A 13,531-nucleotide genomic window follows, 5' to 3' on the forward strand; every position below is an offset into this window, starting at 1 on the left:
CGCCTCAGCTCTCGGCCACCGACGACGCGGTCTCGATCATCGACGCGATCAGCGACGCATACCCTTCGGCACCGAGTGCGGGCAGGATTCCGGGAACCAACTGCGACAGTGCGACCGTGATCAGTGCCTCCGGCTTGAGCGTGGCGCCCATCGCCTTCGATACCGCACCGATCTTGGTGTTCAGTTCCTCGAACGTGACCTCGGTTCCGTCGTGGGTCAGTGCGACGGACGCCGGCGAGGCAGCGGCCGCCTCCGACACCAGCCCCGGCAGATCGTCGACCGTCTTGGCCGCCCGCTTCGGCGCGAACGCCGCACGCTCGGCTTCCGACAGGATGTCGATCGATCGCAGTGTCACCGACGGATCCTGCGTGACCGCGTCGAGAATCCGCAAGAACCTGTCCGCGAACTTCTCGACCGTCGAGCGCGTGAACAGCGCCGTGGCGTAGTTGAACAGCGCCTTCACATCCGTGAGGGCACCCGAGTCGTCGAACTGCTCGATCGCCGTGAGCTGCAGATCGAACTTCGCCTGATCCTCGTCCGCCGCGAGCGTCGACACCTCGAGTCCCGGCAGCGCGAACGTTCCGCTCACCGCGTTCTGGAACGTCAGCATCACCTGGAACAGTGGCGAGAACGCACTCGAGCCCGACCGGCCACCGGCCGTGCGTCCCATGGACTCCACGAGTCGCTCGAACGGTACGTCCGCGTGACCGAAGGCCGCGAGATCGGTGTCCTTCGTCCGAAACAGCAAGTCCGCGAACGAAATTCCACCGTCGACGTGGGTGCGCAGCACCAACGTGTTGACGAACATGCCGACGAGGTCGTCGAGCGCCTCTTCACCACGACCCGCCGTCGGTGTACCGATGGCAATGTCGTCGGTGCCGCTGAGTCGAGCGAGCAGCACGGAGAGCGCACTGTGCACGACCATGAAGACCGTCGCATTGTGCTCGCGCGCCGTCTTCTCGAGGCGGTGTGCGATTTCCGGACCGAACGAGAACTCGTACGCGGCACCGATCGTGGACTGACGCGGCGGACGCGGATGATCGGTCGGCAGCGGCAGCAGTTCCGGTAGACCCGCGAGTTCGCGGTTCCAGTACGCCAACTGAGTGGAGATGGCGCTGTCCGGATCGTCCTCGCTTCCGAGAACTTCGCGCTGCCACAACGTGAAGTCCGCGTACTGCACCGGCAACGGCGCCCACTGCGGAGCATCCCCTGCCGCTCGCGAGGTGTAGGCGAGCATGACGTCGCGGATCAACGGACGCATCGAGAATCCGTCGGCCGTGATGTGATGCGCGACGAGTGCGAACACGTACTCGCTCTCGCCGAGCGAGAACAGAGCCGCTCGCACCGGGACCTCGGTCGTCACGTCGAACCCGGCGCCCAGTACGGCACCGACCCGTTCGTAGACCTCCGACTCGGACACCGAAATCGGTGTCAGATCCGGGAGCGCGTCGGCAACGGGGCCGATGACCTGGATCGGGCCGGTCTCGCTGTCGGGGTACGTCGTGCGCAGTACCTCGTGACGCTCGACGACGTCGGCCATCGCAGCCGCGAACGCGTCGGTGTCGAGCGCGCCCGAGAATCGAACGGCCGCAGGGATGTTGTACGCCGCCGACTCGGGATCGACCTGGTTCAGCGTCCACATGCGCTGCTGCGCGAGCGACAGAGGAATCGCCGCAGGCCGTTCCCGCGCGACGAGTGGCACACGAGCGCCACCGCCGACGAGGGGCTGGATCCGCGCGGCCAATGCCTCGACGGTCGACGCCTCGAACAGCGCCCGCACCGGGATCTGCGTGTCCAGTGCGGCACCGAGCCGGGACACGACCTGCGTCGCGATCAGCGAGTTGCCGCCGAGCTCGAAGAAGTCGTCGTCCAGTCCGATCCGATCCAGTCCGAGCACATCGGCCAGCGTCCGGACCACCACTTCCTCGACCGGGTTGGTCGGTGCTCGGAATTCTCGAGCGACGACCTCCGGCTTCGGCAGCGCCTTGCGATCGAGCTTTCCGTTCGTGTTCAGCGGCAACGCATCCAGCACGACGTAGGCCGACGGCACCATGTACGACGGCAGGCTCGACGTCAGTGCCGCACGAGACGACGCGACATCGAACTCGCCGGCAGCAGGCACGACGTACGCCACGAGCTGATCACCTGTACGGCCGTCGTTGTGCACGGTCACCGCCGCCTCGCGGACGGCGTCCTGATCGCGCAGCGCCGTCTCGATCTCACCGAGCTCGATACGGTAACCGCGCACCTTGACCTGGAAGTCCACGCGCTCGACATAGTCGAGTTCGCCTGCGGCAGTCCACTTCACGACGTCACCCGTGCGGTACATACGCGTGCCGTCGGTCTGGTCACTCCGCAGGCTACGCTCCTGGCCACTCGAGAACGGGTTCGCGACGAACCGATCCGACGTCAGGTCTGCCCGGCCGTGGTATCCGCGCGCCAACTGCGCACCGGCCAGGTACAGCTCGCCGCTGACGCCGACCGGAACCGGCTGCAGGCGACTGTCGAGGACCAGCACCTCGCTGTTCCATTCGGGCCGGCCGATCGGAACGGACGTCACGTCCGCATCGGTGACGAGGTGCGACGTGATCGACACCGCCGCCTCGGTCGGTCCGTACAGGTTGAACAGTTCTGCCGAGTTGTGCCGGCGGAATGCACGAGCGGTTGCGGGCGGGAGCGCCTCACCGATCGCGAGGACGCGTCGCAACGTAGTCGGCAACGTGCCACCGGCGACGGTCGTCAACATCGACAACATCGACGGCACGGCATGCAGGGTCGTGACTGCGTGATCGCGCATCAACGCGAGCAGGTAGTCCGGATCGCGGTGTCCGTCTGCCGTGGCGACGACGATGCTTCCGCCCGACGTCAGCGCGGACCAGAACTCCCACACCGACAGGTCGAAGGTCGCAACCGTCTTCAGCAGCACCGAATCCGTTGCATCCATACCGAACTCGGCGTGCTTCCACAGCAGCTGGTTGACGATGGCGCCGTGCGTCACAGCAACACCCTTGGGCTTGCCCGTCGAACCGGACGTGAAGATCACGTATGCGGTGTTATCCGGACGCAGCGGCAGAAGCCGTTCCTCCGGTGCGATCGGCGACGCGTCGGAGCAGGCGTTCTCGAGCTCCGAGAGCGCGACCGAACCCGAGCCGATGTCCTCGCCTGCGGTGATCACGCAGACCGGATCGGCGACGTCGAGGATGTACTTGACCCGCTCGGCGGGCTGATCCGGATCGATCGGCACATACGCGCCACCTGCCTTCACGATGGCGTACATGCCGACGAGCAGGTCCACCGACCGTCGAATGGCCAAGCCGACCAACGACTCCGGTCCGACGCCACGTTCGACGAGTGCGCGTGCGACACGGTTGACACGGGCATCGAAATCTCCGTACGACAGCGACTCGCCCTCGTACACCAACGCCGTTGCCGCCGGATCGCGACGCACCTGCGCGTCGAACAGGTCGACGAGTGTTGCGCTCGAATCCGTGTCGTGACCGGTGTCGTTCCAGCCGGACACCAACGCGTCACGTTCGTCGTCGTCGAGGATCGTGATGTCGCCGACGGCCGTCGACGGCGCCTGCGTCACGGACTCCAACACGCGCACGAAACGCTCGACGATCGTTTCGACCGTTCCGCGTTCGAACAGATCCGTCGCGTACGTCATGATCGCCTCGAAACCTGCGGGCGCACCGTCGTCGTCGTAATGATCGGCGAGGATGAGATGCAGATCGAACTGCGAGTTGCCGGAATCCGCGTCGACTGCCGAGACCGTCAGGTCGCCGAGCTCCAGGCTGCTTCGTGCCACGTTCTGGAACGAGAAGCCCACCTGGAACAGCGGATGACGCGCCGTCGACCGTGCCGGGTTGAGCACCTCGACGAGACGCTCGAACGGCACGTCCGCGTTGGCGAACGCCTGCAGATCCGTCTCGCGAGCCGTCGCGAGCAGGTCCACGAAGCTGCGCTCGCCTGTCACGTCGAGTCGGAAGACCAACGTGTTGACGAACATGCCGACGAGGTTGTCGAGCACGGCCTCACCGCGGCCTGCGATCGGCGTTCCGACAGCGATGTCCGTCATGCCGGACAGGCGCGACAGCAGCACCGAGAACGCCGCGTGGACGGCCATGAACACCGTCGCGTTGTTCTCGCGTGCCAGATCCTGCAGTGCCGCATGGGTTGTCGCCGGCACCGCGAATTCGACGCGATCGCCCCGGAAGCTCTGATCTGCAGGCCGCGGCTTGTCGATCGGAAGCGTCAGCTGGTCGGGCAGATCGGCGAGTTCGCTCTTCCAGTACTCGAGCTGGCGTGCACCGACCGATGTCGGATCGTCCTCGTCACCGAGCACGTCCCGTTGCCACAGCGCGTAGTCCGCGTACTGCACCGGCAGGGGTGCCCAATCCGGGGACTGCCCGTGAGTGCGGGCGCCGTACGCCGTCATCAGATCGGACATGACCGGCACTGCCGACGAGCCGTCGGCCGAGATGTGGTGCACGACCATCGCGAGGACGTACTCCGGTACGTCGCCGTCGATGCGGAACAGCGTGATGCGCACCGGCACTTCGCTGGTCACGTCGAACTGCGTCGCCGCGAGCGCGAGCACCTTCTCGGTGACCGCTGCCGCGTCGACCGACTCGACGGTCAGCGCGATGCCTGCCTGCTCCGGCGTCAGAACCTTCTGTGCCGGACCGGAATCGGTGTTCGGGTAGACCGTGCGCAGCGTTTCGTGGCGTGCGACGAGGTCGCCGATCGCCTCGGCGAACGCATCCTCGTCGAGCTCGCCCGACAGACGCAGAGCCATCGGAATGTTGTACGCGGTCGACGCACTGTCGAATCGGTTGAGGAACCACATGCGGCGCTGCGCGAGGGACAGAGGCACATGCTGCGGACGCTCGCGCGCCACCAGTTCCTGACGACCGCCGGCACCGACCGACGACTCGACCCGTCCGGCCAGGTCACCGACCGAAGATGCCTCGAACAGAAGCCGAACCGGAACCTGCGTGTCGAGCGCTGCCCCGAGCCGCGACACGACCTGCGTCGCGATCAACGAGTTACCGCCGAGCGCGAAGAAATCGTCGTCGACACCGACCCGGCCCACACCGAGCACGTCCGCGAACACACCCGCAACGATCTCTTCCAACGGCGTCGACGGTGCACGGAACTCCACCGCCGCGGTCGTCGGCACCGGAAGCGCACGACGATCGAGCTTGCCGTTGACCGTCAACGGAATCTCCCCGAGCACCACGAACGCCGACGGCACCATGTACTCCGGCACCAACGTCGCCACACCCGACCGCACTGCCTCGACGTCGGCCGTGCCGACGAGGTAGGCGACCAGACGCGTCGCACCCGGGGTGTCCTCGCGCACGATCACCGCAGCCGCGGTCACACCCGGCTGCGCCGACACCGCCGCCTCGACCTCACCGAGCTCGATCCGGAAACCACGCACCTTCACCTGATCATCAGCACGACCGAGGTAGACCAGTTCTGCAGACGAGTCAGCCTTCTCGACCCAACGCGCGACGTCACCGGTCCGATACAGCCGGCCCTCACCGAACGGGTTCGCCACGAAACGAACCGACGACAGATCCGCACGCCCGAGATACCCACGCGCCAACTGCCCACCCGACACGTACAGCTCACCCGCAACACCGACCGGAACCGGCTGCAGACGGGTGTCGAGGACGTAGACACCCAGACCCGAGATCGGCGCACCGATCACCGACGCCGAACCCGCCGACGCAGCCGAGAGCGCACGGAACGACACGTGCACCGTCGTCTCCGTGATGCCGTACATGTTGACGAGAAGGGGCCCGGACTCGCTGCCGTCACCGTGACGCGCGAACCAGCCCTCGAGACGACGAGGCTCGAGCGCCTCACCACCGAACACCACGTACCGCAGCGACAACTCGCCCGCGTTCGCCGCACCGGCCCGATCGAGCTCGGCCAACTGGTAGAACGCCGACGGCGTCTGGTTCAGCACCGTCACACCCTCGGCGACCAGCAGCTCACGGAACGCCTCGGGCGACCGCGAGGTGAAGTAATCCACCATCACCAACGTCCCGCCGTACAGCAGCGGTCCCCACAGCTCCCACACCGAGAAGTCGAACGCATACGAATGGAACATCGTCCACACGTCGGTCTCGTCGAAGCCGAACGAGCCGTCCGTGTTGTCCATCAACCGCACCACAGTGCTGTGTGGAATCAACACGCCCTTCGGCCGACCCGTCGAACCCGACGTGTAGATCACGTACGCCAAATTGTCCGCAGACAACGGCGCACGGCGCTCGGCATCGGTGACCGGCTTCGAGGACCAGGCATCCGGATCGTCCTGCGTCACATCCACGACCGGAATGTCCGCCCCGCGCACACCCGCCATCGACTCCGCAGCCGACACCTCCGGCGTCGTCACCACAGCCACCGGCGCCGCATCCGACATCATGAACTCGATGCGCTCGGCCGGATACGTCGGATCGACCGGCAGATAACCCGCACCGGACTTCACCACCGCCAACAACGCAACGACCAAATCAGCCGAACGCGGAAGAGCCACCGCCACCAACGAATCCGGACGTGCGCCCGCCGCGATCAGGCGGCGCGCGAGGCGGTTCACGCGAGCGTCGAGTTCCGCGTAGGTCAGCGACACCCCGTCGAAACGCACCGCCACCGATTCCGGATGCGACGCCACGACCGCGTCGAAACGATCGATCAACGTATCCGCACCGACCGACACGTCCGGACCCGACGAACTCCACTGCGTCAGAACACGATCACGCGTGTCGGCGTCGACAATGTCGACATCACCCACCGCAACCGACGCATCCGCAACCACACCGCTCAACACCGCCAAGAACTGACGACCGAAACGGTCGACGGTCGACTCCTCGAACAGGTCGGTCGCGTAGCTGATGTAGCAGGTCATGCCGCCCAACGCGCCGGCAGAGTCCGTCGCCTCCTCGAACGTGAACTGCAGATCGAACTTGGCAATTCCCGCGTCGAATTCGAGCGCTTCGACCGACAGGTTCGGCAGTTCCAACGCGGTACGGCCGAGGTTCTGGAACGCCAGCACCACCTGCACCAACGGATGCCTGGACTGCGAACGCTCCGGATCGAGCACCTCGACGAGCCGCTCGAACGGCACGTCCGCGTTGGCGAACGCCGACAGATCCGTCTCGCGAGCATGCGCCAGCACGTCACGGAAACTCGTCGACGGCTCGACCTGCGTGCGCAGCACGAGCGTGTTGACGAACATGCCGATCAGATCGTCCAGTTCGGCTTCGCCGCGCCCCGCAACAGGCGTACCGATCGCCACGTCCTCGGACGCCGACAGCCGCGACATCAACACCGCGAGCGCGGTGTGCACGACCATGAACAACGTCGAGTTATTCTCGCGCGCAACCACATCCAATGCATGATGCAACTCAGGCGACACAGTGAACGACGTCGTCCGGCCACGGTTAGTCGCGACGGTCGGCCGCGCGTAGTCGAACGGCAACTCGATTTGATCGGCCAGACCCGACAGCTGACGAGTCCAGTACGCGACCTGCTGCGACGCGATCGACGACGCGTCGTCCTCGGTGCCGAGCACCTCGCGCTGCCACACCGCGTAATCCGCGTACTGCACCGGCAACGGCGCCCATGCCGGAACATCACCCGCCGCGCGAGAGGCGTACGCGACCATCACGTCCGTCGTCAACGGCCGCATCGAGAAACCGTCGGACGCGATGTGATGCACCACGAACACGAGCACGTGGTCGTCCTCCTGCAACGAGAGCAGCCGCACCCGCACCGGCACCTCACGCGTGACGTCGAACCCACCCGACACGATGTCGACGACGGTGGAAAGAACGTCGTGCTCCGACACCGTCACCGGAGTGAGGTCCACCTCGACCTCGGATGCCGGCAGCACGACCTGGTGGCCGACTCCGTCGAACTCGGGATAGATCGTCCGCATCGTCTCGTGGCGAGCGACGACATCCGAGATGGCCTGCCGCAGCGCGTCCCGGTCCAACGACCCGGTCAGCCGAATCGCCACCGGGATGTTGTTCACCGAGGACTCGGTGTCGAACCGGTTGAGGAACCACATGCGCTGCTGCGCCAGCGACAGCGGAATACGTTCCGGCCGTGGGCCGGCGACGAGCGCCGCCCGTGCTCCGGCACCCACGTGATCCTCGATCCGGCGCGCCAGCGCGCCGACCGTCGTCGCGTCGAACAGCGCGCGGACGGGAACCTGGGCGTCGAGCGCCGCACTCAGGCGCGCGACGACCTGAGTCGCGATGAGCGAGTTGCCGCCGAGCGAGAAGAAGTCGTCGTCGAGACCGACTCGCTCGGCGCCGAGCACGTCGGCGAACACGTCCGCGACGGCCTGCTCGATCGGCGTTCCGGGGGCGCGGTATTCGGCGGCCGCGACCTCGGGCTCCGGCAGAGCCTTGCGATCGAGCTTGCCCGACGAGGTCAGCGGCAGATCGTCCAACACGACGACCGCGGACGGCACCATGTACGACGGCAGCCGCTCCGAGGCGTCGGCGAGAACGGATTCGACTGCACCGGAGTCGCTGTCGAGTCCGGACGCGAACACGATCCACGCGACGAGACGATCGTCGCGCACCGCGACCACAGCGTGTGCGACGGAATCGGCAGCCACCAGCGCCGACTCGATCTCACCGAGTTCGATGCGCTGACCGCGCAGCTTCACCTGGAAGTCGGAGCGTCCGACATAGACGAGTTCGCCGTCACCGTTCCACCTCACGACATCACCGGTGCGGTACAGACGCCCTTCGCCGAACGGATTGGCCACGAAACGATCTGCGGTCAGATCCGGACGCGACGCGTAGCCACGTGCGAGCTGAACGCCGCCGAGGTAGAGCTCGCCCTCGGCACCGACAGGTGTCGGCCGCAAAGCGTTGTCCAGCACGTAGACCCGGGTGTTGTAGACGGGCTTACCGATGGGAACACCGCTGACGTCGGCAGAGGTGAACTCGTGATAGGTCACGTCGACCGCTGCCTCGGTCGGTCCGTACAGGTTGATCATGCGCGCCGACGGCACCGCCTGGGTGAGGCTCGCTGCCGTCGCCGACGGAAGCGCCTCACCGGACGCGAACACCCACCGCAAGCTCGTCGCCGTGCGCGCCGACGGTTCGGCGGTGAACACGGCCAGCATCGACGGCACGAAGTGCGCAACCGTGACGGACTCCGACACGATCAACTGTGCGAGGTACGCCGGATCACGGTGTCCGTCCGGACGTGCGATGACCATGCGGGCACCGACCTGCAACGGCCAGAACAACTCCCACACCGACACGTCGAACGTGACCGGCGTCTTCTGGACGACGACGTCGGAGTCGGTCAGTGCGTACTCGGCCTGCATCCATTCCAGGCGGTTGACGATGGCCCGGTGGCCGATCGTCACGCCCTTGGGCCGACCCGTCGATCCGGACGTGAACAGCACGTAGGCGCTGCCGTCCGTCGTCGCAGGACGCTCGGACTCCGTCAGCCGGCCGCCCTCGTATCCGTCCAGATCCAGCTGATCCAGGTGCCGGATGCGGACGCCCGCGCCGACGTCGAGGCCATCCCGGCCGGTGGTGAGGACCAGTGCCGCTGCCGCAGTGTCGACGATGTACTCGATGCGTTCGGTCGGCTGTTCCGGATCGACCGGAACGTAGGCGCCGCCTGCCTCGACGACCGCGTAGATCGCCACGAGCAGGTCGAACGAGCGACGAATGCCGATCGCCACCGTCGTCTCGGGTCCGACACCTTCACCGACGAGGTACCGCGCCAGACGACCCACACGGTCGGAGAACTCGCGGTAGCTCAGCGACTCGCCCTCGAACGTGAGCGCCACGGCGTCGGGTGTGCGCTCGACCTGCGCGTGGAACGCATCGAGAAGCAGCGCGTCGTCGACGGCGTGCTCGGTGTCGTTCCAGGTGTCCAGCACGAGTGCGCGTTCAGCCGCATCCAACAGATCGACGTCGCCGACGCGTCGCGTCGAATCAGCGGCGATCGCCTCGAGAATCCGCTGTACCCGTGCCAGCATGGCCGTCACCTGGTCGCGCTCGAACAAGTCTTCGAAGTACTTGAGCGTCAATCGGATTCGGTCGTCGGAGACGATCAGCAGTGTCAGCGGGTAGTGCGTGCTGTCGTTGGATTCGACGCCCGTGACCGCCATGCCGTCGATGTCCGACGCCTGCGCGGCGAGACCGGCTTCGTCGACCGGGTACGACTCGAACACCGTCAGCGTGTCGAACAATGTGCCGACGCCTGCGGCACGCTGGATGTCCGTCAGGCCGAGGTAGTGATGATCCAGCAGATCCGCCTGCTCGCTCTGCAGACGCGTCAGTGCGGACTCGAGCGATTCGGACGAGTCGATCCGGACGCGGACGGGCAGCGTGTTGATGAACAGGCCGACCATCGATTCGACTCCGGGGAGCGATGCGGGCCGACCGGACACCGTCGCACCGAAGACGACGTCGTCGCGCCCGGTCGACGCCGACAGCAGCATTCCCCATGCCGCCTGGACGAGCGTGTTGACGGTGACGCCGAGACGCGCACCCAGTGCGGACAGCGACGCGGACAGTTCCGCCGACATCGCGAGTTCGACGGCGCCTGCACGGGACGAGATCTCCCGGCCCGCTGCCGACGGCGCCAACAGAGTCGGCTCCGGCGCGTCCTCGAGCGCACGCGCCCACACCGCCGCCGACTCCACGTGGTTCCGACGATCGATCCACGACAGGAACGTGCGGTACGACGGGACGCGTGGCAGCGTCCCTGCATCTCCGTGGACCGCATACAGGACGAGCAGATCCTTCATCAACAGCGGCATGGACCAGCCGTCGATCAGGATGTGGTGGTTGGCGAACAGCAGCCTGAATTCACCGTCCGACAGCTTCACCAGCGTGAATCGCACGAGAGGTGCTGCGGCCGTGTCGAATTGCGTCGCCTGCTCCTCGGCCCGCAAACGCTCGTACGCCGCGGTGCGCTCGGCCTCGGGGACGTCCGAGAGGTCGTGCTCGGTCCACGGCACCGTCACATCCTGGACGACGACCTGAACTGACGAACCGTCCGCGGTCGTCACGAACGCGGTCCTCAGGTTGTCGTAGCGGTCCAGCAATGCCTGTGCGGCACCGCGGAGGCGCTGCGCGTCCACGTCGCCGGTCAGGGTGAGCACCATCTGCATGGTGTAGACGTCGAGGTCGGATCCGGCGAGCTTCGCGTGGAACAGCAGGCCCGACTGCAGCGGCGACAGCGACCAGATGTCGGTCGTCGACGGGTACTGCGTTTCGACGACGTCGATGTCGCGCTGGGTGACCTGCGCGAGCGGGACGTCGGACGGCGTCAGACCACCGGCGGAACCGTCGGTGACGTGCGCGGCGAGCGCGACGAGAGCCGCGACCCACAGGTCGGCCAGTTCCTGGACGTCGCCTCGGCCGATCGCGCCCGTCGGGAACGCGAACGTCGCGGCGAGCTCGGATTCGTCGCCGACACCGCGCACGATGGCGTTGATGTCGACCGTCTTGTTGGCAGGCATGTCCGCGTCGCCGACGACCACGAGGTCGTCGAAATCCGATGCGGGAACCCAGCCGTCGAGTCCCTCGGGCAGCTCACCCGTCGAGATACGGCCCAGGTAGTTGAAGCTGATCTGCCCGTCCGACAGTGCCGTCAATTCCGCCCCGGTCTCCCGGTTCATGTAACGCAGCAGCCCGTATCCCATGCCCTTGTCGGGAATGGCGAGCAGCTGTTCCTTGACGGCCTTGACCGCACGAGCCATCTCGCCACCGACGGCCAGCGCCTCGGCGGTGTCGACACCGGACAGGTCGAGCCGAACCGGGTATACGCTCGTGAACCAGCCGACCGTTCGAGACAGATCGGCTCCGGGCACCAGCTCTTCCTCGCGGCCGTGGCCTTCGAGCTGGACGAGCGTGGACGGCGCGTCGACGCCACGTGCCGCGCGCCACCGGTTGACCGCCACCGCGAGGGCAGTGAGCAGGCCGTCGTTCACGCCGCCGCGGAACGCGTCGGGAACCGCCGTCAACAACGCCTTCGTCACGTCTGCGGGAACGACCGCCGAGACGCGCTCGACGGTGGACGACACATCGATCGCGGGATCGAACGGCCGGTCGCCGAGTACCGGATCATCGGTACTCGAAATCGCCTTCCACACAGGAAGTTCCGCAATACGATCGGCGCTGTGCGCTTCCTCGTGCAAGGCGTGCGCCCAGCGGCGCTCGGACGTACCGACCTCGGGAAGCACCGGATCGTTACCGAGCGACACCTGCGCCCACGCAGCGACGAAGTCCGGCACGAGGATTCGCCACGACACACCGTCGACGACGAGGTGATGTGCGACGACGACGAGTCGACCGGATCGCCTCGGGCCGAAGTCGATCCATACGAACCGCAGCATGCGGCCCGAACGCGGATCGAGGTGGCTCATCGACTCGTTCACCGCATCGGACGCGATGGACAGCACAGCTGCCTCGTCGATGTCCGGGTCGACCTCGACGCGGTCGATCAGTCCGTCGGCCGGGACGGTTCCGGGTGCGGAAATCTCGAGACTCCACCCCTCGGAATTCTCGACGAGCGTCGCGCGCAGGCCATCGTGCTTGTCGATGACGGCCGCGACCGTGCGAGCGATGCCCTGACGGTCGATCGCTGCGGGAAGCTCCAGCGTGACCGTCTGCACGAACCGGTCGTGGGCACCGCCTAATTCTGGGTCGTTCCTGCGGGCTCCACTCCCGGCCCGCTCGATCATCAACTGCGCGAACGGCATCAACGGCATCGAGCCGACGCCACCGCCGTCGAGCTCCTCCAGAACGGCCTTGCCGACGACGTCGTCCGACGTCGCGACCGAAGCCAAACCGGCAACGGTCTTCTGCTCGAACACATCCCGAGGAGCGATGACCACTCCCCTGGCGCGGGCGCGTGCGACGAGCTGGATCGAGACGATGCTGTCGCCACCGAGCGCAAAGAACGAATCATCGATGCCCACGCGGTCGAGTCCGAGAACCTCGGCGAACACATCGCTCAGTACACGCTCGACATCCGTCTCGGCGTCGCGAAATTCTGCAGTGCTCTCGAAGACCGGGTCCGGCAATGCTTTTCGGTCGAGCTTGCCCGACGGTCCGAGCGGCAACTCGTCGAGCACGAGCACGAACGCCGGCACCATGTATTCGGGCACCAGTGCACCGACCGACTGCAGCAACGAGGACACGTCGACGGTGACGCCCGACGTCGGCACGACGTAGGCGACCAGCTGATCCTGTCGGACCTGGACGACGGCCTGCGCAACAGCATCATCGGTCAGCAGCGCCGACTCGATCTCCCCCAACTCGATACGCAGACCACGCAACTTCACCTGGAAATCACTACGACCGATGTACTCGAGCTCACCCGACGCAGTCCAGCGCACCAGGTCCCCGGTCCGATACAACCGACCACCCACATCGAACGGATCCGCCACGAACCGATCCGCCGACAAATCCGGACGACCGTAATACCCGCGCGCCAACTGCACACCCGCCAGATACAACTCACCCAC

1 protein-coding gene is annotated in these 13,531 nt (G+C 66.4%); it reads right to left on the reverse strand.

The window, feature by feature from the left end; all coding sequences use genetic code 11:
- Positions 1–4 precede the first annotated feature (4 nt).
- Positions 5–13,531 (reverse strand): non-ribosomal peptide synthetase (locus A3K89_RS14585; protein WP_157105350.1); only part of this gene is annotated, 13,527 nt, incomplete at its 5' end.

The sequence above is a fragment of the Rhodococcoides kyotonense genome, from assembly GCF_001645385.1.
In the GTDB taxonomy this organism is placed as follows: domain Bacteria; phylum Actinomycetota; class Actinomycetes; order Mycobacteriales; family Mycobacteriaceae; genus Rhodococcoides; species Rhodococcoides kyotonensis_B.